We start from the raw sequence: 25,731 nt of genomic DNA, 5'->3' as shown, positions 1-25,731 counted from the left end.
TATATAGGCAGATGGGAGGAGGGATGAACTTTTGGACATCGATTATTACAATAAAAGAACTACTATCTTAAATCAAAAAAGAAGAGAACTATTTTTAGAATTAAATATTGTTCAGGATATTGATGATGCTAACAATAAACACTTTAACAATCTAAAAAACGTAAAAATTTCCTGTATAATGGATGAATTTACGTACCACTCTTTTGAACCGGAGTGTAAAATGCTTCAGATCAAACCTGATTTATGGAAAATTCAATTCGATAACTTTCAACCGGATTTGTTCTTTGTTGAATCTGCATGGAGAGGCATTAATGGATCTTGGAATTCTAAAGTTAATTTCTTAAGTGATGAATTAATTGGGATATTTCATTACTGCAGAAAAAAGAATATCCCCATTGTTTTTTGGAATAAGGAGGATCCTGTTCATTTTAATACATTTCTAGCTGTAGCAAAGTACGCTGATTATGTATTTACAACTGACATTGATTGTATTTCTAAATATAAGAAATTGCTTAAGCATGAACGGGTTTTTTTAATGCCATTTGCAGCTCAGCCTAAATTCCATAATCCAATAGAATGGATAGAAAGAGAAGATAAGGTTTGCTTTGCAGGAGCTTATTATAAAAGATATCCAGAGCGGAATAAAGATTTAAATGTTTTTATTGAAAAACTCTCCAAAATCAAAGAAGTTGATATCTACGATAGAAATTATAATGGTAAGGACGCTAATTATATGTTTCCGCCATCGTTTAGGCGTTTAATTAAAGGATACTTACCTCCAAAGGAAATTAATAAAGCCTATAAAGGTTATCGTTATAATATAAATTTGAATTCTGTTAAGCAGTCACAAACTATGTGTGCAAGACGTATTTTTGAATTGCTTGCATCCAATACAGTTACGTTTAGTAATTACTCAAGGGGGGGACGTAATTTTTTTGGAGATTTAGTTATTTCTACAGATGATGGGGAAAGATTGATTGATGAAATTATAAATTTTTCTGATGATATTTATTATGCCAAATTTAGACTTTTAGGTCTTAGAAAAGTCTTACGTGAACACACTTATCGTCATCGTCTCCTCTATATACTTAACAAAATCTCTAACTTTTCGGTTGAATCAGAAGATGACCAAGTTGCGATATTTGCGAACTGTACAACTATTGAAGAAATTCAATACATCATTAAGCAATTTCAAAATCAATCGTTACTAAATAAACATTTGTTTATTATTTCGGATTTAGGGAACCTTGAAATTGAAAATGATTTAGTTAGTATCTATGAAGAGATTACTTTATCAGAAATGAATATTATTAAGAATAAATACCCTTATTTTGTATTTTTTTCTCCTCACGATTACTATGGCAGACATTATGTTGAAGATTTCATTTTATCTATTCAGTATACGAAATTGGATGCTTTAGGAAAATGTCGTTATTATTATTTCGATAATGGAATGGTTAACTTGTACGAAGAGGGCTTAAGCTATCACACAACAGAAGAATTCGCAATGAGGAGAGCGTTTATACGCTCACAGGCTTTTAGTAGCGAGCAACTAAATACTATAATTAAAGATATTGATGAGGGGGTACTTAAAGCCAAGGGTTTATCAATTGATGAATTCAATTATTGTATGAATTTTACAGGTGATAATTGCAGTACTGTTGATGATCTTGTAGTAACTGATACTGGAATTAGTATGAATAAGTTATACAAGATTGCTGAAATGATAGAACCTTCCATGGAAGACCGTAGTGAGTGGATTGATGATGTTCATTTAAATAAATCGAGTATTATGCTAATTTCAAATTTTTACCCATCTTATGACAATCTATATAGTTATACGTTTATTCATTCGCGGTTATTGGAGTATAAGAAAAACGGCATGATTGTAGATGTGTTTAAATATAATAACCAAGAAGTATCAAAATATTCTGAATTTTATGGAATTGACATTACTACGGGTTATTATGAACATTTAAACAGTCTTCTTCTAAATGGGAATTACAAAACTATTCTTATTCATTCTCTAACTGAAGAGTTATGGGGAAGTATAAAAAATATCATAAAAGGAAAAAGAGTAATAATATGGATTCACGGTGCAGAAATTCAATCATATCGAAGAAGAGAGCATAATTTAACTAATACTCGCACAATTGAAAATGCTAAGATACAGAGTGAAAAGAGAATAGCATTTTGGAAACAAATATTTGATTTAGCTTTGGGTTCCGATTATTCATTACATTTTGTATTTGTTTCGTCATATCTATTAGATACAGTTTTTGAGGATGTAGGTATGAGACTGCCTGAAAAATATTATAGTATCATTCACAATTACGTCAACGAGGAAGTATTTGTGTTTGCAGAGAAAAAAACAAATCAGAGAAAAAAGATTTTATCTATAAGACCATATAGTAATCATAATTATGCTAACGATCTTATGGTTAAGACACTCCTTGAACTAGCCAAAGAACCGTTTTTTTATGATTTACAATTTATGATAGTTGGACACGGGAAATTATTTAAGGCAACAACAAAGCCATTGAAAAAATATTCCAATGTTACTTTGGTTGAAAAATTTCTTAGGCAAAGTGAGATTGCAAATCTACATCGAGACTTTGGTATTTTTTTGGTTCCCACAAGAATGGATACTCAAGGAGTATCTAGAGATGAGGCTATGTGTTCAGGTTTGGTTCCTATTACGAATAAAGTTGCGGCAGTACCTGAATTTTTAGATGATAAGTGTGGGATTATCGTCGACGCTGAGGATTATAAAGGATTGGCTACTGGAATAAAAAAATTATACTATGACCCAGACTTGTTTTCTTTTTTATCAAAGAATGCTGCAGAGCGGGTTAGAGTACAGTGTGGGAAAGAAAATAGTATTATGCGAGAAATTGGCCTGATAAGCCCTCGGCAAACTGATTTATAAAAAAGGGGCGGTTTGTCTTACGTAGCCTAAAACCATCCAAAGGTTTGCAGAAGAATTCATTTTTCATAATATGAGTCGTTTGTAGTATCGGGTAATATTGCGCATTAGAACCTACAAAAAAATTAATGACAAACCATCACTCGGTGGAAGGTCGCATTACCAGCCTCTCCCAACCTCGTGTTTTCGCGGGAAAAGTGGAACGATAATAGAAACTATCTAGTTGTTGGATAATTAAGCCTAGAAGCCTCCTAGAGTGAGTGGACGACTCACTAATTCAACTGGACACAGTTCTTCAGCGCTAAGGATTACAAGAATACACGAATGCATTCTTGCGGATAAAATCTACTTAAACTAGGAATACGGGTTAATGTAAGCTGTGCTAGCCGAAATTGGTTCCAGAAAGGTGGGGGACAACAGGATCGGTAGCAGGTACGGTATGATCCCATACCACGAGGGATTGGAGAGCTCAGGGAGGGGAAATGTACGAATGATATTTGAACGCGATTGCGGGTAGAAACCAACGCTTATTGCCCTCAGCTACCCTAACTACACAATATTGTTGATAGACTCGTTGTGAACTGTCCCCACACTACCAGAATGCTGGAGTGCCGCCTTATAATTTCATTGGTTTACCCAGGGAGGGGTTACCAAAATCTGTTATAAGGGGCACTTCAACTGGCTAGGGACCTTTATCGATGTCTACGAAATAGGTGGTCCATACTGATCAGGAGGGTTCTATCTATTTATGTAATGCGAAATAGTGGGATAAAGTTATTTTTAGGCCTTCATAGAGATCAATTTTTGGTTCCCAGCCAAGTTGCTTATTGGCTTTTTTAGGGCATAATGAACTTCTTCTTATATCCCCAGCACGTTCATCTCTTCGTACTAAGGGGAGATTAGTATTCGTTAATTCCTGAAGCAACTCATAAATAGTTGCAACTCCGATCTCAGTACCCAAACCAATGTTGTATATTTGATTATCCCCTTTATTTAATACTATATTATTCACAGAAGATACGTCACTTACATATACATAGTCTCTTGTTGTTCCGCCTGGCATGTCATGGTATGTGAAAAGGTATGATGGTCGACCATTAATAATATTTTCGATAAATATTGGAATAACCCCACATTCACCGTCCGAAGTTTGTCTTTTCCCATATACATTGGCATACCTTAATATAGTATAAGATATTCCATAAGCATCAGAAAAATATTGTATGTATTTTTCTCCCATAAACTTAGTAATTGAATAGGGTGACATGAGAATAGGAACAGTTACTTCTGAGGTAGGTATAATAGAATTATCTCCACTTAGTGCTCCGCCTGAAGAAGCGAAGATAATTTTTTTTACTTCTGCTTGAATTGAGGCATTCAATATATTTAATAAACCCAAAATATTTATTTCAGCATCTAGAGTTGGGTTTTTTACCGATGCTGGTACAGACTTTTGAGCGGCATGATGATTTATAACATCTGGACGCTCTGATTTAATGATATTGATTATGTCTTTGTTGCGTATATCTTTATTATAAAAACGAGCATTTTTATTGATGTTGGACAGCTTTCCAGAACTGAGATTATCAACAACAACAACTTCATGACCGTTTTCAACATATGTATCTACTATATTCGAGCCAATAAATCCTGCACCGCCAATTACCATTATTTTCAAGTCAAACACCTCTTGAGTATTATCTAATAGATAAATAGTTAATTACACCTTATAATTGATTAGAATTAAAGTCAACATTCAAGCCCCTTTCAAAGAAATGAAGAGAGCAATAGAAAAAGTAGAAAGAGTTTACTGAGCTAGCTAAATTTATGAGGTCGATTGAAAGTGGCTCATAACCATTATAATATCTGCGAACTTACTTGTATATTGGCTCAAGTAATGCAAGCGTAGGTACTAATATCTAAATGTAGATCGCTTAGACATCAGAAGAAATCAGTGAGTGAGTAGGAATTCCTGAGCTATTTCTAAATACTGAAGTAGCGTGGCTTGGAAGATGTGAGCAATATTTTTCCGACCAACCTGTCGGACTAGACAGGTTGCCTCTAAACATATTTCTTGATGTAATCCTGAAAAATTTGAATGATGTAGTCTATAGCACCGGATTGTAACCGTCGTGAGCGACTTATATGAGAATCTACCCTGCGCTTATACTGGTGAGCGTAATAATGGTTATGTGTGAACATAATTTTTTAGGCAAAGCAAATAAAAAGTATAGTGGCCAGACAACAATAAAGTCAGCGGGAATTAACAATTGTGGGGTTAGTAAATAAGTCTTTTTTGGGTTTACATAGTTCTTTTCTTTCAATTTACTATAACTGAAAACTGAAACAACACATGAATGTGTCAGAAAAATTAATTAAAAAGGATGTATGCATGAAATGAAAGGAATCATACTTGCTGGTGGAACGGGTTCCCGTCTCTTCCCGTTAACGAAGGTTACAAACAAACATTTGCTTCCTGTAGGCAAATATCCCATGATTTTTCATTCTATACATAAACTTAAGGATGCAGGGATATATGATATACTTGTTGTAACAGGCAGAGAGCATATGGGGGAAGTCGTAAATCTCTTAGGCAGTGGAACAGAAATGGGAGTTTCTTTTACCTATAAAGTACAAGATGAAGCAGGTGGAATTGCACAGGCATTAGGGTTGGCCGAACAATTTGTTGGCAATGATCAAATGGTAGTTATTCTTGGGGATAATGTATTTCAAGACCAAATTGGAGAGTATGTTCAAAATTTTAGAGAACAGTCATCAGGTGCTAAAATTCTATTGCAAAAAGTACATGATCCACAACGTTTTGGAGTAGCCGAATTGTTGGGGGACCATATCTTGTCTATAGAGGAAAAGCCCATACAGCCCAAAAGCAGCTATGCTGTTACTGGAATTTATATGTACGACCATCATGTGTTCGAGATCATTAAAACCTTACAACCTTCACTACGTGGTGAACTAGAGATAACGGATGTTAATAATGCCTATATCCAACGTAATGAATTAACATATGATATTTTACAGGGCTGGTGGACAGATGCCGGGACGCACACTTCTTTGTCACGAGCTAATGAGTTAGCTAAAAATATTGTCTTAGGTGATGAATTTGGTAAATTGAAACTGTGAGGAGGTAGAGTAATATTGAAGATCACTCCACTATCCATAGAGGGTGCATTGCGAATTGAACCGGTGGTCCATGGTGACCACCGTGGTTTTTTTATGGAGAGTTACAATGAGAACGAGTTCAACTCTTTAGGCGTTATGAATAAATTTATACAAGACAACCATTCTTTATCTATACAACCAGGTGTTCTAAGGGGATTGCATTATCAATTGAATCCTAAGGCACAGACTAAGCTGGTACGTGTATTATCCGGGGCCATTTACGATGTGGTTGTAGATCTTCGGCGGGAATCACCTACATTCGGCCAATGGGAAGCGGTAGTACTAACCGAATATAATAAACATCAGTTACTGGTACCTAAGGGGTTTGCCCATGGTTTTTGCACGCTCGTCCCTAATACTCAAGTATTTTATAAAGTGGATGAGTATTACTCTCCAGAGCATGATCGAGGGATTCTGTGGAATGATCCGGACCTTGGGATTGATTGGCCAACATCATATCCCATTCTTTCCGACAAGGATAAGGTTCATCCTGTCCTCAAATTGGCAGAAATCAATTTTGAATAGGAGAAAGTCTTATGAAACTGCTAGTCACTGGTGGAGCAGGATTCATCGGAAGTAACTTTGTTATTTACATGCTATACAAATACCCGGACTATAAAATAGTAAACGTAGACGCATTAACGTACGCAGGTAATCTTGAGAATTTGAGTCAAATTCAAGACAACCCAAATTATAGCTTTGTTAAAGCGGATATTGCAGATTCTCAAGCGATGGAGAAGTTGTTTAGCGAAGGTGTGGACGTGGTTGTCAACTTTGCGGCGGAATCCCACGTCGATCGGAGTATTCTTGACCCTGAAATATTTGTGAAGACAAATGTATTAGGAACACAAGTACTTCTTGATGCTGCCAAAAAGCACGGTGTCACAAAATTCGTTCAAGTATCGACGGATGAGGTTTACGGTTCCCTTGGGGAAACGGGGCTGTTTTCTGAAACAACACCATTGGCCCCAAACAGTCCTTATTCTGCTAGCAAAGCTGGAGGAGATTTGCTGGTACGAGCTTATCATGAGACTTTTGGTCTCCCTGTGAATATCACCCGTTGTTCGAATAACTATGGACCCTATCAATTCCCTGAAAAATTGATTCCATTAATGATTGCCAATGCCTTGAATGATAAACAACTCCCAATTTATGGGGATGGACTTAATGTTCGCGACTGGTTGTATGTCGAGGATCATTGCAGCGCCATTGATTTGGTTATTCATAAAGGCCGCGGTGGGGAAGTATACAATATAGGTGGGAATAATGAACGGACGAACATTCACATTGTTCGAACCATTCTTGAACAGCTTGGAAAGCCTGATTCGTTAATCAAGTATGTGGAAGACCGATTAGGGCATGATCGCCGCTATGGAATTGATGCGACGAAGATAACGACCGAACTCGGCTGGAAGCCGAAGCATACCTTTGAGACAGGGATTAAAGAAACGATTGAATGGTATTTGAACAACCGAACATGGTGGGAGAGAATACAGTCCGGAGCATACCAAACCTATTATGAAAAACAATACGGGGTACGGCTGGGGGAGTAAGGGATGAAAGTACTCGTAACAGGCGCTAATGGGCAGTTAGGGGCGGACGTAGTCCGCCTTTTTGCTGAAAAAGGACATCGTGTAATAGGGATGGGAAGATCGGACTTAGATATTACGGACGAGAAGCGATGCCGAGACATTATTACTGAATTGCAGCCAGAGGCGATCATTCATTGTGCGGCGTATACCGAGGTCGACCATGCAGAAACGGATCAAGATAATGCCTACCTGGTGAACGCCATCGGAACGAGAAATATTGTTGCAGCAGCAGAGCATGTGAAAGCCAAAGTTTGTTATATTAGCACAGACTACGTATTTGACGGCAATAGCTCAAGCCCCTATTATGAATATGACAATACTAACCCATTAACCGTGTACGGAAAATCGAAGCGAGCGGGGGAACAATTGGTTCAGTCTCTAAGTTCCCGTTGGTTTATTGTAAGAACGTCCTGGGTGTATGGAGCTTCCGGCAGTAATTTTGTCAAAACGATGTTAAAGCTTGGTGCTGAACGCGATTCCTTACAAGTCGTCAATGACCAATGGGGCTCGCCGACATACACGTGTGATTTGTCGTTCTTTTTGGAAGAACTGATTGCGACTGAAAAGTACGGCATCTATCATGCATCGAATACGGGAATATGCACCTGGTATGAATTTGCCAAAGCTATTTTTGAAGAAGCCAAGATGGCAGTCCAGGTTGATCCATGTACGACAGAGCAATTCCCGCGCCCGGCTCCTCGGCCTCGTTATTCAGCTTTGGAGCCAATGGCCATTCGAGTGAATGGCTTTACGCCGATTCGGCACTGGCGGGAAGCGCTGCGTGATTTTTTACATCAACCTTGAGATGGAAGTGAATGAGTATGGGAGAACAGCGGGGCAAAGTTCAGATTCTTGTTTCTACTTATAACGGGGAAAAGTATTTGGCGGAGCAGCTCGATAGTTTATTGAAGCAGACTCACTCCCATTTCTTCATTACCATACGTGATGACGGTTCATCTGACCGTACAACAGCAATTATTCGCGAATATGTATCCCACTACCCTTATAAAATAGAGGCTTTTTATGAAAAAAACGTAGGAGTCATTACTAGTTTTTTTGAGCTTCTTACCAATCATGTTCATAAGGATACAGACTATATATGCTTCTGCGATCAGGATGATGTTTGTATGCCGGATAAGTTGGAGAGAGGCATACAGACATTAAGTATCCATTCCGGCGGTCTACCCATGATGTATTTAACTCCTACACTCATGGTGGATAATACGCTGCAGCCGCTCAACTGTTGGCCCCCGGTCCCGAAGAAAGGACCATCTTTTTTTAATGCATTGGTTGAAAATATTGCAGTGGGTGCCACAATCATGATCAACCGCCCGGCAATTGATTTGATGCAGCGTAATATGCCGTCTCCCAAAAATATCGTCATGCATGATTGGTGGGCATATTTGGTCGTATCTGCCTTTGGCAAAGTCATTTATGATGAGAAACCAAGCATTTACTATCGGCAGCATCAACATAATGTTGTAGGTGGGCAGCAAGGCTTTGTTGATAAATGGACAAAAAAATGGAACAGCTATAAAAAGCATCGGGCTCAAAAAATATTATGGACTCAAGCGAAAGAGTTTGAACGTTGCTGGGGAGATTTATTACCAATAGAGCAGAGAGAGGGATTGCAACACTTTCTCGTATCAGGCCGGACCCTTGCACCGCGAATTCATTATGCTTTGACGACGCCGCTCTACCGGCAATCCAAGTTGGACAATCTCGTTTTTCGTCTTATGATGATAAGAGGGGACATTCTAAAATGATTGATTTATCTGTCATCATCGTCAACTATAACACCAAACAGCTCACGCTGAACTGCATAGAGTCCGTCTACCGATCGGTAACGAACTTCCAGTATGAAGTCATCCTAATCGACAACGCTTCACGTGACGACTCGCTGCAAGTCTTCCGTCAGCAATGCCCGCAAGTCAAGCTTATTACGAACGAACACAACCTTGGCTTTTCGAAAGCCAATAATCAAGGTATGCGTGTCGCGGAAGGCCGGTATGTTCTGCTTCTTAATTCCGATACGGTTATCCAACCGGATACGCTCGATGTGATGATTCGGTTCATGGACGAACATCCTGAAGTTGGGGCGTCAGGATGTAAAGTCGTTCTGCCGGATGGGTCACTGGATAAGGCATGCCGCAGGGGGTTCCCTACGCCGGCGGCTACGTTCTTCTATGTATCCCGCTTATCGAAGCTGTTTCCGAAGAGTCCAAGGATCAATGCGTATCATCGTGAAGATTTGGACCCCGACGAGGCTTATCCGATCGATTGTTTGATTGGGGCTTTTATGATGGTAAGGCGTGAAGCGATCGATCAGGTCGGCATGTTGGACGAGCAGTTTTTTATGTATGGGGAAGATGTCGACTGGTGCTACCGGATTAAGCAGGCGGGGTGGGTCAATTATTATTACCCGAAGACCCAGATCATTCATTACAAACGAGCCAGCAGCCGGAATAAACCGTATAAGATTACGTATGAATTTCATAGGGCGATTTACGTGCTTTACAATAAGCATTTTAAGAAAAAGTATCCGTTCTGGGTGACTGCGCTCATGTATGCCGGGATAGGAGCAAAGCTGGGACTGGCGATGCTCATGAATGTATTGGCTCGTGTAAGAGCGTCTCTACGGCCGCCCAAGCCAGCCTATTCCAACAAAAAGGATATATCGTCTTAACCTTATTGCCGAATCCTAGTATAATGGGGCTAGGTCTAGGAAAAAGAGGGTTGCATATGCTCCGCAAAAATCAAAATTTTCTGTCGAAGTTGTACATGATTTTCGACATTCTAATTATCGCGATAGCGTTTGGGATGGCCTGGTGGATAAAGTTCATAAGCGGATGGCTGGAGAACGACAGCGCTCTCCCTTATTCTACATATGTCGCTTGGGGCGGGATCTATGCCGTTATTGTGCTTATGGTTGGTGCGATGTCTTCTTTGTACCATTTTCATCGGAAAAAGCGGTTCGCTGATCAGCTTCTCCGTATTATCCAAACGCATGCTATCAGTTTATTTATATTGCTTGGCCTGTTGTTCTTTTTCAAGCAGGTCCACATATCACGCGAATTTCTGGCCATCTTTATTACGGCGGCCACAATGGGAACTGTTATTTATCGATATACGGTCAAGGTGATGCTGCGTTCCTTGCGGCAGAAGGGATACAACAAGCAGTTTATCGTTATTTTGGGAGCGGGCTCCTTAGGCAAGCGGTTTTATGAAAATTTGCGAAATCATCCGGATATGGGGTATGAGGTGATCGGCTTCCTGGACGATCAGGCTGAGTGGGATGCCCTGGAGAAAAAGCGTTATAAGCCCATCCTCGGCACCCTCAACAACCTGGCTCAGCTTCTTAACGACAAGCTCGTCGACGAAGTCATTATCGCGCTTCCGCTGAACGCGCATCACAAGTTCCCTGACATTATCGCGGCTTGTGAAAAGGCGGGAGTGCGGACGCTCATCATTCCGGACTTCTTCGATTATCTACCATCGCGGCCATACTTCGACAACTTTGCCGGAATGCCGATGATCAACGTTCGCGATATTCCGCTTGATGTGCTTCGCAACCGGGTGTTCAAGCGCGGCTTCGATATCGCATTCTCGCTTGTCGCGATTCTCATTACTTCGCCGGTTCTGCTGCTTATCGGTTTCGGCATTAAGCTGACTTCGCCGGGGCCGATTCTGTTCAAGCAGGAGCGGGTCGGTCTGAACCGTCGAACCTTCCACATGTACAAGTTCCGTTCGATGAAGGTGAGCACGGACATCGTATCGGATACGGTGTGGACGACGGAGAATGATCCGCGGAAGACGAAGTTCGGCAGCTTTCTGCGCAAGACAAGTCTCGATGAGCTGCCGCAATTTTTCAATGTGCTGCTGGGTCATATGAGTGTCGTCGGCCCGCGCCCGGAACGGCCTTTCTTCGTGGAGCAATTCAAGGAAGAGATTCCGAAGTATATGGTCAAGCATCATGTCCGTCCCGGGATTACCGGGTGGGCGCAGAGCAATGGCCTGCGTGGCGACACGTCGATCGAGGAACGCATCCGCTATGATATCTTCTATATCGAGAACTGGTCTTTATTATTCGATATTAAAATCATCTGGAAGACGATTTGGAACGGGTTTGTTAATAAAAATGCATACTGAATCATATATCCAAAATATGGGCGGTGATGTAGGTATGCAAAAATAGTAAACTTGGTAGAAAAGGTCTTTTTATCTGAGGATAGAAGGACCTTTTTTTGGCTCGGGTAATGATTTGAGGATCAATGAATATGGTCATGCAGGATAGAGGAGAAAGAATAGATATATCACGGAAGAAATCACGCAGCAAACACAAATCCAGGAAAAAGCGTGGCGTTACATGGGCAGAATGCGAGCCGTTGCAATTTGATCAAGATGAGAGCTTTTACTTCATCGTCGGATACACCGACGGCGGGGCGCCTTACGGCATCAATGGGAAGAACATGAGGCGGAGCTTGAGGAGACGCTTAAGCGGAATAATATAATTCGTATCGAAGAGGCAGGACCGATACCTATCATAGAGATGCGAACGACGCAGCGGCAGTGGGATGAACTTGTGGCGACTCACGACGGTTGTCGTTCATTGACATAGATTGAGCTTGGATCATGTTATGATGATGGGCGAGTTGAGGCGGATAGGACGAGGCAAGAGAGAATGGGGGGAAGATGGCAATGCCGGCATTTACGTTGACAGATGTGAAATCATTCTGCGGCTCTACTTCCTATAAGCGTGGAGAAGATTATTACCGCCTGGGCAAGGTGTCACGCTTGAAGAAGTCTGCAGATGGATGCAGCTATACTGCGCGCGTGAAGGGAAGCAGCAGCTACTCGGTTGAGGTAGAGATATGGCCTGACGGGGAGATCAGCACCTATTGCGATTGTCCCGCCTTCTATTCCTATGATAATGATTGCAAGCATATTGCGGCAGTGCTTATCGCGATCCATGATCAGGAGAGCGGTAGAGAAGCTCTGGACGTTGCAGGAAGCCGCAGTACAGGACCGGCCTGGCTCAACACGCATCGCCCCGCTGACAACCGAGCTGCGATGCTGACGATGGCGGAGAAAGAAGCGGCAAAGTATCGCCCCGCCGGCGATCTCATTGCTCATTACAAGATGAATCAGGCTATCGGCATGGGGGAGAGTTCGCTCGACAGCTCCAGTACAGGACAGGGCCTAGGGCGGTTAAAGTTCGAATACACATTTCGCGTCGTGACCAACCGATTTTTCAAAAATCCCAGTGTGATGATCGAATTGCGGACCGGCGTGAAGCGGCTGTATGTCGTTCAGAAGGTGAAATCCTTCCTGCAAAGTGTAGAACTGGCCAAGTCTCATCCATTCACGGCGCTGTTCACGTATGATCCGATGCGGCACGAGATCGGAGAGCAAGATCGGGCGATGCTGGATCTGCTTATTCAGATGAAGCATAATGATGAAGCCTACCGGGAGTATTATTCCGATCTGGCAGGGTATTTGCCTGTGACGGATCGGAAAGACATGTTCGTTGATCCGCGACAATGGGCGGACATGCTGCGGCTGCTGCCGGATGTCGATGCGAGACTGGAAGGATTGGGGGCGCTGGGGACCCGGATGGAACTTGGGGAGGGCAAGCTTCCTCTCCAGTTCCATATTACCCGGAAGACGGGGGCGAACTATCAGTTAGACGTAGGGGAGCTGGCGAATGTAACGGTATTGCCGTCTTATCGTTGCGCGATGATGAATGGCATGGTATACCCGCTTGATCCGCAAGAGATCCACAAGCTTCACGATCTGTTGACTCATATGTCTGTAACTCAGTCGAACGGCAAGCTGGACATGTCGGAGGAGCAGTTGAACGGCTTCGTACAGCATGTGCTGCCCCCGCTGCGCGAACTGGGCCAGGTGAACATCGCCAAGCCGCTTCGTGAACGGATCCGGGAACCGGAACCGCAGATTCAACTGTATGTGGATTATGCCGACGGCATCTTGACCGCCCGGGCACTATTCCGGTACGGGGCTATTGAGATTCAGCCGCTTGAGGAACGACAGGATGCCCCGGCGGAGCAAGACTGTATTCTGATTCGTGACGCCGCCCGCGAAGGGAAGCTCCTGCAGCGGCTTGAGGCGGCTGGGCTCCGGCCTACCGGGCAGCGGTGGCTGTCCGAGACGGAGGATGAGCAGTATGAAGTGCTGTATCATTTGCTGCCTGTACTGGAAAAGGAAGAGGGAGCCGAGATCTATCTGTCGCAGACGCTGCAGAATATCGTTCGCCATCGCAAGCGTCAGCCGAAGGTGCGCGCCGATCTTACAGGGGATATGAATTGGCTGGACATTTCATTCGAATTGGAGCAGATCGAGGAGCGCGAGCTGCTGCACATTATGCGGAGCATTGTGGAGAAGAAGAAATATTTCCGGCTACGCGACGGCTCCTTCCTGTCGCTGGAAGAGGAGGAGTATCAAGGCTTCGCTGACATGATGGAAAGCCTTGGGATGGGCGCGGCCGACCTTCGCGGCAACCGCATCCAGCTTCCCGCTGTACGAGCGCTACAGCTGCCGGAGCGTGCGTCCGTATCCGGCAGCATTCGATTTGGCCGTGATTTGCGTCAATTCGTGAAGCGGTTCAATGACTTGGATGAACTTGATTATGAGGTGCCGGACGGGCTTCAGGCCCAGCTGCGAGATTATCAGGCACAAGGCTTCCAATGGCTCAAAATGCTCGCATCCTATCGGTTCGGCGGTATCCTGGCCGACGATATGGGCCTTGGCAAAACGGTGCAAAGCATCGCTTATATCCTGTCGGAACGGGAACAGGAACAGGAATCGTCAGAAGAGAAGCAGCCCGTTCTGATCGTGTCGCCCTCTTCCTTAACCTACAATTGGGCGCAGGAATGCGCCCGGTTCGCTCCTCAGCTGCGCGTGCTCGTGGTTGCAGGGCAGAAGAAAGAGCGTGCCGCGCTATGGGCGGAGATGGAGGAGGCGGATGTCATTGTGACCTCCTATCCGCTGCTCCGAAGGGATATCGAGTTCTATGCGGAGCAGCCGTTCCACACCCTGATTCTCGACGAGGCGCAAGCGATTAAGAATGCTTCGTCCCAGACGGCGCAGGCGGTATCCGAGATCAACGCTGCACGGCGCTTCGCGCTTACAGGCACGCCGATCGAGAATTCGCTGGACGAGCTGTGGTCGATTTTCAACGCGGTCTTCCCCGGCCTGTTCACGAACCAGAAGGCTTTCCGCGATCTTCCGGCAGAGCGGGTCGCCCGTATCGTCCGCCCATTTATTTTGCGCCGGTTGAAGAAAGATGTCTTGACCGAACTGCCCGACAAGATCGAATCAGTGCAGTACCCGGAGCTGGCGACGGAGCAGAAGAAGCTGTACGCTGCCTATTTGGCCAAGCTGCAGCACACGACGGCGCAAGATCTGAAGACGGAAGGCTTCCAGAAGAGCAGAATGAAAATATTAGCCGGCATTACCCGCTTGCGCCAACTGTGCTGTCATCCTGCTTTGTTCGTGGAAGGGTACAGCGGTCCTTCGGGTAAGCTGCAGCATCTGCTGGAGCAAGTCGAGGAATTGACCGCGTCCGGCCGGAGAGTGCTGATCTTTTCCCAGTATTCCAGTATGCTTCAATTGATTCGGGAACAGCTGGAGTTCGCCGGAAGGACTCTCTTCTACCTGGATGGACAGACACCGGCCCAAGAGCGCGTGGATATGTGCCACCGTTATAATGCGGGGGAAGCGGAGCTGTTCCTGATCTCGCTGAAGGCGGGAGGTTCCGGGTTGAACTTGACGGGGGCGGACACGGTCATCCTCTATGACCTGTGGTGGAACCCCGCCGTGGAGGAACAAGCGATCGGACGAGCACACCGCATGGGGCAGAAGCGAGTCGTTCAAGTGATCCGTCTGGTGGCCGAAGGATCGATTGAAGAGAAAATATTAGAGCTGCAGCAGCGCAAGCGCGATCTGATTGACGAAGTAATCGATGCGGAAGGAAGCGCCTCGTCCGCCTTGACGGAAGAGGATATTCGCGAGTTGCTGAGCGTCACGTGACTACCAATAAGGAATAGCATCCATCTCGCCTCCTGCCGGACCAAACCTGCAGGGGGGGAGTTTTTGTATTTTACGTATATCCCCCGGCAAGTTCCGTCCACAATGAGGATATACGTAATATATGGAGGAGTGGGCGAAATGAACCATCAGGACAAAAGCAACGACACCGATCATCTGGCAACCGGCCGTGGCTGGGTGATTGCGCTGCTGCTAGGCGTGGCGCTATGGGTTATTATCATTAGCATCGTATACGAAGCATGGTTCGGCTAGGTCCCCCCCCTCCAACTTCCTCGTGACTTCCCCCTTAATTTTGATTACAATATTATAATAAGAACATACATTCTATCACTGACCCGCATCTCTTCTCATTGACACCTCCTGACTGCATTCGTAGACTGAATTTGGTACACTAGGAAGAGCAGTTTATTCGAAGCTTGGAGGACAACATCGTGCATACCCCTGTGATTGCAATCGAAGCGTGGCGACACGTGTTCAAATTAGACCCCGACAAAGATATCAGCGACGACGATCTGGACCGCATCTGTCTGTCCGGAACGGACGCGATCGTGGTAGGCGGATCGAGCGGCGTGACGTTCGAGAATACGGTGGAGCTGATGTCGCGCATTCGGCGTTATGAGCTGCCGGCCGCGCTGGAGGTGTCGAATCTGGATTCCGTCGTGCCTGGATTCGATACGTATTTGATCCCAATGGTGCTGAACACGCCGAATCCGGATTGGATGATCGGTCAGCATCAGCGTGCGATTCAGCAGTACGGCTATATGATTCCGTGGGAGCTGCTCATCCCGGAAGGCTACATTATATTGAACCCCGAGGCGACCGCGGCCAAGCTGACGGAAGCGGAGACCGGACTGACAGCGGCGGAAGCGGGAGCGTATGCGCAGGTGGCGGACAAGCTGATGCGGCTGCCGGTCGTCTATGTGGAATACAGTGGGACGTATGGCGATATGGAATTGGTTCATCATGTGCGAAAAAGCCTAAGCCACGCCCAACTGTTCTACGGGGGCGGCATTCGTACGGAGGAGGAGGCCCGTGAGGCGGCGGAAGCGGCGGATACGGTCGTGGTCGGCAACATTGTGTACGAAGACATGGAAGCCGCGCTGCGGACGGTCGAGGCCGTCCGGCTTACACCATAAGGCGAGCGGCCTTCCTTCCAAACCGCATTACTAATGACATCATGTAATGATAGACAGCATATACAGCCGGTGCTTAGGGGCACCGGCATCCGGCCGCCAACGCTAAGCAATCCTAGCAGGCGGTTAGACAGTAAGGATGAAAGGAGCACTTCCTCATGTTTGAATTTTTAGAATCATCCCATCCCGGAGTGGATCTCCATGAATCGATAGCGAGACTGAATCCGGAGCAGCGCCGCGCGGTTGAAAAGATGGACGGCCCATTGCTCATTATGGCCGGCGCCGGATCCGGCAAGACGCGCGTGCTGACGCACCGCATCGCCTATCTCATCTCGCAGCGCAAGGCTCCGCCTTGGGCCATTCTCGCGATTACGTTCACGAACAAGGCGGCCCGCGAGATGCAGGAGCGGGTCGCGAAGCTCGTCGGCTCAGAGGGCCGCGACATCTGGGTATCGACATTCCACTCCATGTGCGTGCGCATTCTGCGCCGGGATATCGAGCGCATCGGCTTCACGTCGAACTTCACCATCCTGGACTCAACGGACCAGCTCTCGGTCATCCGGGGCTGCATGAAGGACTTGAACCTCGATACCAAAAAATTCGAGCCCCGCGCCATCCAGGCCGCCATCAGCAGCGCGAAGAACGAGCTGCTCTCGCCGAAGCGGTTCGAGCAGAACATCGGCGACTACTTCCAAGGCGTGGTGGCGAAGGTCTATACGAAGTACCAGCAGCGGCTCAAGAGCAACAACGCGCTTGATTTCGACGATCTTATTATGACAACGATCCAACTGTTCAAGGAAGAGCCGGAGGTGCTCGATTTTTATCAGAATAAATTCAAATATATTCATGTCGACGAGTACCAGGATACGAACCGGGCGCAATACATGCTGTGCCGCATGTTGGCGGACAAGCATCATAATATTTGCGTCGTGGGGGACAGCGACCAGTCGATTTACCGTTGGCGCGGCGCCGACATTACGAATATTCTGAACTTCGAGGAGGATTATCCGGAAGCGACGGTTATCTACCTCGAGCAAAATTACCGTTCGACCGCGAATATTTTGAATGCCGCCAACAATGTCATCAACCAGAACACCGGCCGCAAACCGAAAAAGCTGTGGACCGATCAAGGGGAAGGGCAGCCGATCAAGCTTTACCAGGCTGATTCGGAGCATGACGAAGGCTACTTCGTCATCGGCGAGATCAATAAGAACAAAGCGAACGGGAAATCCTACAGCAAACATGCCATTTTATACCGGACGAACGCGCAGTCTCGGGTCATCGAGGAAATTCTGATCAAATCCGATATTCCGTATCAGATCGTCGGCGGCATCAAGTTCTACGACCGTAAAGAGATCAAAGACATTCTCGGCTACCTGCGTCTGATCTCGAATCCCGACGATGATATCAGCTTGGAGCGCATTATTAACGTGCCGAAGCGGGGCATCGGCGCGACGACGATGGCCAAGCTGGCAGAAGCGGCGGCCGAGCGGGGGACGTCGATGATGAAGGTACTCGACAATATGGACGGGCTCGACATCGCCGCGAAGACAAAGGGCGCGCTGCGCGAGTTCTACGCCATGATCGACAGCCTGAACCGGATGGTGGATTATTTGTCGGTGACGGAACTGACCGAGAAGATGCTGGAGCTATCCCAATACCGGCTAGAGCTGCAGCGGGAAAATACATTGGAATCGAAAGCCCGTCTCGAGAATATCGACGAGTTCTTGTCGGTCACCCAGGAGTTCGAGCAGCGGAATGAAGACAAGTCGCTCGTCGCCTTCTTGACCGACCTGGCGCTGATCGCGGACATCGACTCGATGAACAATGAGCCGGAGGAGCAGGATGATGCGGTCATTCTGATGACGATGCACAGCGCCAAAGGGCTGGAGTTCCCGTACGTATTCATTATCGGGATGGAGGAAGGCGTCTTCCCGCACAGCCGGGCCTTCAGCGATAACGAAGAGCTTGAAGAGGAGCGGCGTCTGGCGTATGTCGGCATTACGCGGGCCGAGGAGCAGCTCTACTTGACCTGTGCCCGTTCCCGTACGCTCTTCGGACGGACGAATGCGAATCCGCCGTCCCGGTTCCTGCGGGAGATTCCGGACGAGCTGAAGGAGGATGTGTCGCCGTCAGGCGCGCGCCACGAGCGCTTCGACCGCTATGGCCGCGGCAATTCCGCGGCTTCCTACGGCGGGCGCGGACTCGGCTATAGCGGCCCCGCCAGTGGCGCCTCCACAGGCGGCTTGGGCAGCCGTACAAGCCGTACAGGCGATGCGGCCGGTCAGCGTACAGCACCGGCTTCGTCCAAGCCGGGCGGAGTGACGGTGACCTCTTCGCTCGACAAGGCGAAGCAGAACGGCGATTCGTCCTCCTATCAGGCCGGAGACAAGGTCGCGCACGCGAAGTGGGGCACCGGCGTCATCGTATCCGTCAAAGGAACAGGCACGGACATGGAGCTGCAGATCGCTTTCCCGGCTCCGGTCGGCGTCAAGCGTCTGCTGGCCGCATTCGCCCCGGTAACCAAAGTATAACGAGACAGCGGGCGCTTGCCCGGTTAGAATTTGCTTTTATAACAACCTCATAACGATTAGGAGATAGAAAGGAGTACCTCCGTGACGAACGCACAATCTCGAATGGAACAACTCGTGGCGGAATTGAACCGGTACAATTACCATTACTATACGCTCGACAATCCGGTGATCAGCGACAAGGAATATGATGCCCTGTATGACGAATTGGACGCACTGGAAAAAGAAACAGGCACCATCCACCCCGATTCGCCAACCCAGCGCGTGGGCGGGGAGCTGCTGAAGGGCTTCGCGCCGCATCGTCATCTGGCACGGCTATGGAGTCTGGACAAGGCCCAGTCGGCAGATGATCTTCACACCTGGCATCAACGCGTGCTGCGCCTGATTCAGGATTACAACACCAAGAATCCGGATCGGGAGCCGCTCCCGGATCCCGCTTATGTCGTCGAGTTGAAATACGACGGGTTGACGCTCAATCTGACGTATACGGACGGCAAGCTGGTCCAGGCAGCGACGCGGGGCAACGGCACCGTCGGCGAGTCGATTCTGCCGCAAGTAAGAACAATCCGTTCCATTCCGTTGACCATTCCTTACAAGGAAGGGACGATAGAGGTACAGGGCGAGGGGATTATGAACCTGTCTGTGCTGGAGGCGTACAACAAGACGGCCGCCGATCCGCTCAAAAATGCGCGGAACGCCGCAGCCGGCGCGCTTCGCAACCTGAATCCGCAAGTCACGGCGCAGCGGAAGCTGAACGCGTTCTTCTATAATATTGGTTACGCGGATCGACTGGCCTTCCAGACCCATCAGGAGATGATGGCGTTTTTGAAGGACAATCATTTCAAGGTCAATCCGTATATCTCCTACTTCGATTCGATCGAAGCGGTGCATGCCGAGCTGGAGCAGATCCAGGAACGGCGCCTGACGCTTGATTACCTGATCGACGGGGCGGTCGTCAAGATTACCGATATGCGCACCCGGGAGGTTTTAGGCTACACCGACAAGTTCCCGCGCTGGGCCATTGCCTTCAAATTCGAGGCGGAGGAGACAACGACTGTGCTTGAAGAGGTCAACTGGGAAGTCGGCCGCACGGGGAAGATCACTCCGGTCGCGCGCGTCGAGCCAGTGGAGCTGGCCGGCGTGACCGTCCAGAACTGCACCTTGAACAATGTTGGGGACATCGAGCGCAAAAACTTGAAACACGCCCTTGGATCGCGCGTCTTTATCCGGCGTTCCAACGACGTCATCCCTGAGATTCTCGGTAAAGTGACGGAGGAGCAGGATGGAGAAGAAATCGTGTACCCGACGCATTGCCCGTCCTGCGGATCGGAGCTGGAGATGCGCGGGGCCCATCTGTTCTGCAACAACAAGCTGAACTGCAAGCCGCAGATTGTCGGGCGGATCGTGCACTTTGCGTCCCGGGATGCGATGGACATCGAGACGTTCAGCATTATGACGGCCGAGCAGATTTACAATGAGCTGGACGTTCATGATCCGTCGGATCTGTACACGCTGACGTTCGATCAACTTGTCGGACTGAACCGGTTCGGAGAGAAGAAGGCCAATAATCTGCTCCAGGCGATCGAAGCGAGCAAGACGCGCGATCTGTCTGCGTTTCTGTTCGCCCTCGGCATTCCGAATACGGGGAAGACGACGACCCGAGCGCTTGCGGAGCATTTCGGCACGCTGGAGGGCGTTATGAATGCGACGCGGGAGGAGCTCATCTCCGTTCCGGATGTCGGAGACATTGTCGCGGACAGCATCGTCTCGTTCTTCGAGGATGAAGTGAACAAGACGAGCGTGAAGCGCCTGCTTGAATTCGGCGTGCGCCCGCAGCCGATCGAGAAGCCGAAGCCGGTCAGCACGGATTCCTTCTTCTACGGCAAGACCGTCGTCTTGACCGGAACGCTGCATCTCATGACACGGGAAGAAGCGACCGCGAAGCTGGAGGCATGCGGCGCCAAAGTAACCGGCAGCGTATCCAAGAAGACGGATCTCGTCGTCGCCGGCGAGAAGGCCGGCAGCAAGCTCGCCAAGGCCGAGCAGTTGGGCATCTCCGTCATTACCGACGAGAATGAGTTAGTTCGTCTACTGCAAGAGGCAATGCCAGCGGAATAAGACAGCATAAGCGATACGGTAAGCCCTTTTTCCATTCAGGAAGAGGGGCTTTTTTCATACGAAAAGATGCATTTACACCGATAACAGATTTATGTAATCATGAGATAAGAAACCATTGAATCAAGATTGTTCCTGGATGCAACGGCAATGCAGAAGCGGAGGTGATCATTTCAGCACCAGCCAGCTAAGGCGGCATACCGACCTAGAATGGCATAATCGACTTCACGGCATAAACAAAAGAAACGGATGCACCACGTATGAATCGCTCCAGGCGGAACTTTCCTTTTTCAGCATGATAGACAGGGAAGAACCGCGATGAGGGCAAGCCAGCTTTCCATTATAGGTGAAGAGGTGTCCATCATGATGACAATGAATCGGTTCATGAAGAAGCTATTCTCTGTGTTCTTGGCGCTAGCTCTGATCGTTGGCTATACGGCGGCCTATCCTCTGCCCGCAGACGCCGCGGCGTCGGGACGATCATTAGGCCCGGTGACATCGAAGGACGTCATCTATCAGATCTTGACGGATCGCTTCTATGACGGAGATCCCGCGAACAACATTCCCCCGAGGACGCCTCCGGAGCTGTTCAATGATGACAATGGGGATGGACGCGGCGACGGAACCGATCTGAACAAATATCAAGGCGGCGATTGGAAAGGCATTCAGGAGAAAATCCCGTACCTCAAAAATATGGGCATTACGGCCGTATGGATCTCCGCTCCGTACGAGAACCGGGAGAACCTGATCGCCGGCATGTATGCGTCCTATCACGGCTACCATGCGCGGAATTACTTCGCCACCAACCCTCATTTCGGAAAAATGCAGGACTTCACGGCGCTGGTTGATGCGCTTCATGACAACGGGATCAAGGTGGTTATCGATTTCGTGACCAACCATTCCGGCCCGCGGCCGGACGGCGACGGCGTGCTGTATGAACCGGATCGCGACAGCTCCGGCCAGTATGTGTTCGACCCGGACGGCAACCCAATTGATTACAACGGCGACGGCAAGGTGGAGAACCGAATCGCCGACATCCTCAACGATATGAACGGCTTTTTCCATCATGAAGGGGACCGGCCGGACAGCGATACATCCCAATTCGGGTACCGGCATAAGGAATTGGCTTCGCTCGCCGACTATTCCCAGGAGAACGGCGTCGTCATCGAGCATTTGGAGAAGGCGGGCAAGTTCTGGAAGGCGAAGGGCATCGACGGCTTCCGCCATGATGCCACGCTGCATATGAACCCGGCATTTGTGAAGGGATTCAAGGATGCGATCGATTCTGCTCCGGGCGGTCCGGTGACCCACTTTGGGGAATTTTTCATCGGCCGGCCTGATCCGAAGTATGATGAATACCGGACGTTCCCGGATCGGACAGGCGTCAACAACCTGGACTTCGAATATTACAATGCGAACCGGCAAGCGTTTGGCGATTTCAGCCGAAGCATGAGCGATTTCGGACAAATGCTCGTACAGACGAGCGCGGACTATACGGTGGTGAATCAGGCCGTCACCTTTATCGACAATCATGACGTGTCGCGCTTCCGCTATATCCAGCCGAATGACAAGCCCTATCATGCTTCTCTGGCCGTGCTGCTTACCTCGCGCGGAATCCCGAACCTCTATTATGGCACGGAGCAATATTTGAATCCGGGCCATGGCGGGTCGGATGCGGGCCGCTTGTTCATGCAGACTGCGGCCCCGGCGTTCAGCGAGCAGACGGTAGCCTACCGCCTTATCGGCAAGCTGTCGGCCCTGCGGCAGTCCAATGAGGCCTTGGCATACGGGACGACCGATATTTTGTACAGCAATGACGATGCGCTCGTCTACAAGCGCCAGTTCTTCGGCACACAGGTCATTGTCGCCGTGAACAGGCAGCCGGATCGTTCCGTATCCGTCCCGGCCTTGAGGACGACCCTTCCCGCGGGGACCTATGCCGATGCATTGGACGGCTTGCTATATGGCCGGGCAATGACCGTCGTCAATCAGAACGGAGCGTTTCAGATTCCGGCCTTTACACTCGCTGGCGGCGAGGTCAGCGTCTGGTCGCATAATCCGCCAGCCGATCCTGCGGAACCGCATATCGGCGACGTCATCTCGACGATGGGCCGGCCAGGCAACACCGTCTATATTTATGGAACCGGCTTGGGCGGTGCGACAACGGTCGCGTTCGGTTCTCAGCAGGCCACGGTCGTATCCGCACAGGATAACCGGATCGCTGCCGTTGTTCCGCATGTGCCGGCCGGCGACTATGCGATTACCGTCACGAAGGGCGGGAAGACGAGCAACCCGTTCCGGTACCAGGTGCTGGGCGGGGATCAAGTGCAGGTCATTTTCCACGTCAATAAGACGACGCAGCCGGGACAGAATGTCTATGTCATCGGCGATATTGCCGAACTGGGGGGCTGGAATCCGGATAAAGCGCTCGATTCCTTCATGAATCCGAATTATCCAGAGTGGTTCTTGCCGGTCAGCGTGCCGGCCGGGGCAACCTTCCAGTTTAAATTCATCATCACAGACACGGCAGGGCATGTCACTTGGGAGGGCGGGGCGAACCGGACGTTCACGGCGACATCGAACCCGACGGGAACAAGCGACACTCCCGTGTACACCTGGCAGCCTTAGACTCGGGTTGGTTGACATGATTGCCCGGATTGCTTCGATCCTTGATGCCCAGCATCGACATATATATTTTAGTGTGTTTCCATAGCGTAATCTCTATCCACCAGCCTTGGTGCGTTCGGAGCGATCCGGACATATCAAGGCTTTTTTGGGCTGCATCTAGTCCGCTTTCCTTTTTGTAACGTTCCGTTCATGATGAGTTCATTTTCATATTCTATACTGACACAAGCGGGAGGGACACTGGTTGACTGTGACAGACGGCGTTTCCAGCATTCCGTGCAAGAGAGAAGGAGGGAACAACATGTTTTTAGCGATGCGGGAATTGAAGCATGCCCGAGCCCGTTTTTTGCTGATCGGGTTCATTATGGTCATGATTGCTTCCTTAACCTTAATCATATCCGGTCTGGCGAACGGCCTCTCGGATGATAATGCGTCCGCGATCAAGCGGATGAAGGCGGATTTCCTCGTTTACCAGTCCGATTCGGAGTTCAAGCTGGCGCGCTCCTCCTTGCCGAGAGAGCGATTGGCGCAAGTCGCCAAGCAGGACGGCGTGCGGGAAGCAACGCCGCTGGCGCAGACGATGCTGACGCTGACCCGGGACGGATCGGAGCGGAAGTCCGATGTGACGCTGTTCGCCATCGATACGAAGGGGATGCTGATGCCTCCGATCGTGGAAGGGGCATCCCCGGCGGTGAACGATGCGCATGAAGTGGTGGTTGACCGCTCACTGCAAAAAGATGGCGTAAAGCTCGGTGATACGTTGACCATCCCAGATACGAAGGCAACCATGAAGGTCGTCGGCTTTGCGGAAGGGCAGACATTCAGTCATACGCCTGTCATCTACATGGATATGAAGAGTATGGATGCGATGATGGACACGTTGGGCCGGCCAGCCCCGTCTTATAACGCGATTGCGATACAAGGGGACCCGTCGGTTCCGGATACGCTGGCTTCCCACTTCGATGGCGTCGAGACGGCGACGCTGAAGGAGGCGATGTCAGGCATCCCTGGTTTCAAGGAAGAACAAGGCTCTTTATCGATGATGATCGGTTTCCTCGTCGTCATCGCCGCTTTTGTGCAAGCTGTTTTCTTCTATGTTATTACTTTGCAAAAAACGAATCAGTACGGCATCATCAAGGCGATTGGGGCGAGCACATCGTATTTGGCGCGGAATCTTATCGGACAAGTGCTGCTGCTGGCGGTCGTCGCCGTCGCGATCAGCATTGGATTGACCTTCGGCCTTAGCTTCATATTGCCGGCCAGCATGCCGTTCGAGCTCGGCGGCAAGGTTCTGGCCACGTACTCGGGGCTGCTCGTGCTTGTGTCGGTGCTCGGAGCCTTGTTATCCTTGCGGCGCATCGCGCAGGTCGACGCCATGGAAGCGATAGGGAGGGTGGAGTAATGACAGCCAGGCTTGTATTGGAAAATATCAATAAGCAGTATGGCGGAGGGGATACGACGGTAATGGCTTTGAAAAATGTGTCCCTGCAAGTCGATGAAGGGGAATTTGTCGCCGTCGTCGGCCCGTCCGGCTCAGGGAAGAGCACCTTTCTGTCGATCGC

At 48.5% G+C, this 25,731-nt stretch carries 17 protein-coding genes (1 of these 17 only partly in view); 16 read left to right on the top strand and 1 reads right to left on the bottom strand.

Translation table 11 applies throughout. The annotated features are described in order from the left end of the window. Positions 1–31: 31 nt before the first annotated feature. The gene (locus tag FLT43_RS14215; protein ID WP_087443974.1) at positions 32–2,929 is read left to right on the top strand and encodes a glycosyltransferase family protein; all 2,898 of its coding nucleotides are present in this window, start codon (positions 32–34) and stop codon (positions 2,927–2,929) included. 739 nt (positions 2,930–3,668) lie between these two features. Here the strand turns inward: FLT43_RS14215 and FLT43_RS14210 are convergent. Next, positions 3,669–4,595 (bottom strand): NAD-dependent epimerase/dehydratase family protein, encoded by a 927-nt coding sequence (locus FLT43_RS14210; protein WP_087443989.1) that lies wholly within the window; start codon positions 4,593–4,595, stop codon positions 3,669–3,671. Between the two features lie 728 nt (positions 4,596–5,323). On the opposite strand from FLT43_RS14210, the gene FLT43_RS14205 reads away from it, so the two are divergent. The 15 genes from FLT43_RS14205 to FLT43_RS14140 form a co-directional block, all read left to right on the top strand. Next, positions 5,324–6,067, top strand: a complete 744-nt coding sequence (locus FLT43_RS14205; protein WP_087443975.1) for a sugar phosphate nucleotidyltransferase — start codon at positions 5,324–5,326, stop codon at positions 6,065–6,067. A gap of 15 nt (positions 6,068–6,082) precedes the next feature. Beyond that, positions 6,083–6,631 (top strand): dTDP-4-dehydrorhamnose 3,5-epimerase, encoded by a 549-nt coding sequence (gene rfbC, locus FLT43_RS14200; protein WP_087443976.1) that lies wholly within the window; start codon positions 6,083–6,085, stop codon positions 6,629–6,631. 11 nt (positions 6,632–6,642) lie between these two features. Then, a complete protein-coding gene (gene rfbB / locus FLT43_RS14195; RefSeq protein ID WP_087443977.1) occupies positions 6,643–7,659 on the top strand; it encodes a dTDP-glucose 4,6-dehydratase in 1,017 nt (338 codons plus the stop codon). 3 nt (positions 7,660–7,662) lie between these two features. After that, positions 7,663–8,502 carry a dTDP-4-dehydrorhamnose reductase gene (gene rfbD / locus FLT43_RS14190; protein WP_087443978.1) on the top strand — a complete coding sequence of 280 codons (840 nt, stop codon included), beginning with the start codon at positions 7,663–7,665 and terminating at the stop codon, positions 8,500–8,502. Between the two features lie 11 nt (positions 8,503–8,513). Then, positions 8,514–9,464, top strand: coding sequence for a glycosyltransferase family 2 protein (locus tag FLT43_RS14185; RefSeq protein ID WP_244194308.1), 951 nt, complete (start codon positions 8,514–8,516; stop codon positions 9,462–9,464). Beyond that, positions 9,461–10,384 (top strand): glycosyltransferase family 2 protein, encoded by a 924-nt coding sequence (locus tag FLT43_RS14180; RefSeq protein ID WP_174818210.1) that lies wholly within the window; start codon positions 9,461–9,463, stop codon positions 10,382–10,384. The genes FLT43_RS14185 and FLT43_RS14180 overlap by 4 nt, the downstream gene beginning before the upstream one ends. Before the next feature lie 56 nt (positions 10,385–10,440). Further along, positions 10,441–11,847 (top strand): undecaprenyl-phosphate glucose phosphotransferase, encoded by a 1,407-nt coding sequence (locus tag FLT43_RS14175; protein ID WP_087443980.1) that lies wholly within the window; start codon positions 10,441–10,443, stop codon positions 11,845–11,847. A 549-nt stretch (positions 11,848–12,396) separates the two neighbouring features. Continuing rightward, entirely contained in the window at positions 12,397–15,747 is a 3,351-nt protein-coding gene (locus tag FLT43_RS14170) for a DEAD/DEAH box helicase (RefSeq protein WP_087443982.1), read from the top strand. A gap of 138 nt (positions 15,748–15,885) precedes the next feature. Then, complete coding sequence (locus FLT43_RS30505; RefSeq protein ID WP_255321612.1) at positions 15,886–16,017, top strand: hypothetical protein; 132 nt, start codon at positions 15,886–15,888, stop codon at positions 16,015–16,017. Positions 16,018–16,196: 179 nt separating this feature from the next. Next, positions 16,197–16,901, top strand: coding sequence for a heptaprenylglyceryl phosphate synthase (gene pcrB / locus FLT43_RS14165; RefSeq protein WP_164776532.1), 705 nt, complete (start codon positions 16,197–16,199; stop codon positions 16,899–16,901). A 155-nt stretch (positions 16,902–17,056) separates the two neighbouring features. Further along, complete coding sequence (gene pcrA, locus FLT43_RS14160) at positions 17,057–19,432, top strand: DNA helicase PcrA (RefSeq protein ID WP_087443984.1); 2,376 nt, start codon at positions 17,057–17,059, stop codon at positions 19,430–19,432. Positions 19,433–19,534: 102 nt separating this feature from the next. Next, positions 19,535–21,547 (top strand): NAD-dependent DNA ligase LigA, encoded by a 2,013-nt coding sequence (ligA, locus tag FLT43_RS14155; RefSeq protein ID WP_087443985.1) that lies wholly within the window; start codon positions 19,535–19,537, stop codon positions 21,545–21,547. Positions 21,548–21,907: 360 nt separating this feature from the next. Then, on the top strand, positions 21,908–24,172 hold the full coding sequence (locus tag FLT43_RS14150; protein WP_208620096.1) for an alpha-amylase family glycosyl hydrolase: 2,265 nt from the start codon (positions 21,908–21,910) through the stop codon (positions 24,170–24,172). Positions 24,173–24,470: 298 nt separating this feature from the next. Further along, positions 24,471–25,571, top strand: coding sequence for an ABC transporter permease (locus FLT43_RS14145; protein ID WP_087443986.1), 1,101 nt, complete (start codon positions 24,471–24,473; stop codon positions 25,569–25,571). Continuing rightward, positions 25,571–25,731, top strand: the start of a protein-coding gene (locus tag FLT43_RS14140) for an ABC transporter ATP-binding protein (RefSeq protein ID WP_087443987.1). Its footprint extends 532 nt past the window's final position; only the first 161 of its 693 coding nucleotides appear in the window; its start codon is at positions 25,571–25,573; its stop codon lies off the right edge, out of view. The genes FLT43_RS14145 and FLT43_RS14140 overlap by 1 nt, the downstream gene beginning before the upstream one ends.

The sequence above is a fragment of the Paenibacillus thiaminolyticus genome, assembly GCF_007066085.1.
Lineage (GTDB): Bacteria > Bacillota > Bacilli > Paenibacillales > Paenibacillaceae > Paenibacillus_B > Paenibacillus_B thiaminolyticus.
The sequence above is the reverse complement of the archived record's forward strand: the minus strand, read 5'-3'. Positions and strand labels throughout refer to the sequence as shown.

Bases quoted from the DNA above. Each gene is read 5' to 3' on its own strand.
- FLT43_RS14210 (WP_087443989.1), bottom strand. From the start codon at position 4,595: ATGGTAATTGGCGGTGCAGGATTTATTGGCTCGAATATAGTAGATACA.
- FLT43_RS14205 (WP_087443975.1), top strand. From the start codon at position 5,324: ATGAAAGGAATCATACTTGCTGGTGGAACGGGTTCCCGTCTCTTCCCG.
- rfbB (WP_087443977.1), top strand. From the start codon at position 6,643: ATGAAACTGCTAGTCACTGGTGGAGCAGGATTCATCGGAAGTAACTTT.
- rfbD (WP_087443978.1), top strand. From the start codon at position 7,663: ATGAAAGTACTCGTAACAGGCGCTAATGGGCAGTTAGGGGCGGACGTA.
- FLT43_RS14185 (WP_244194308.1), top strand. From the start codon at position 8,514: ATGAGTATGGGAGAACAGCGGGGCAAAGTTCAGATTCTTGTTTCTACT.
- FLT43_RS14180 (WP_174818210.1), top strand. From the start codon at position 9,461: ATGATTGATTTATCTGTCATCATCGTCAACTATAACACCAAACAGCTC.
- FLT43_RS14175 (WP_087443980.1), top strand. From the start codon at position 10,441: ATGCTCCGCAAAAATCAAAATTTTCTGTCGAAGTTGTACATGATTTTC.
- FLT43_RS14170 (WP_087443982.1), top strand. From the start codon at position 12,397: ATGCCGGCATTTACGTTGACAGATGTGAAATCATTCTGCGGCTCTACT.
- FLT43_RS30505 (WP_255321612.1), top strand. From the start codon at position 15,886: ATGAACCATCAGGACAAAAGCAACGACACCGATCATCTGGCAACCGGC.
- pcrA (WP_087443984.1), top strand. From the start codon at position 17,057: ATGTTTGAATTTTTAGAATCATCCCATCCCGGAGTGGATCTCCATGAA.
- ligA (WP_087443985.1), top strand. From the start codon at position 19,535: ATGGAACAACTCGTGGCGGAATTGAACCGGTACAATTACCATTACTAT.
- FLT43_RS14150 (WP_208620096.1), top strand. From the start codon at position 21,908: ATGATGACAATGAATCGGTTCATGAAGAAGCTATTCTCTGTGTTCTTG.
- FLT43_RS14145 (WP_087443986.1), top strand. From the start codon at position 24,471: ATGTTTTTAGCGATGCGGGAATTGAAGCATGCCCGAGCCCGTTTTTTG.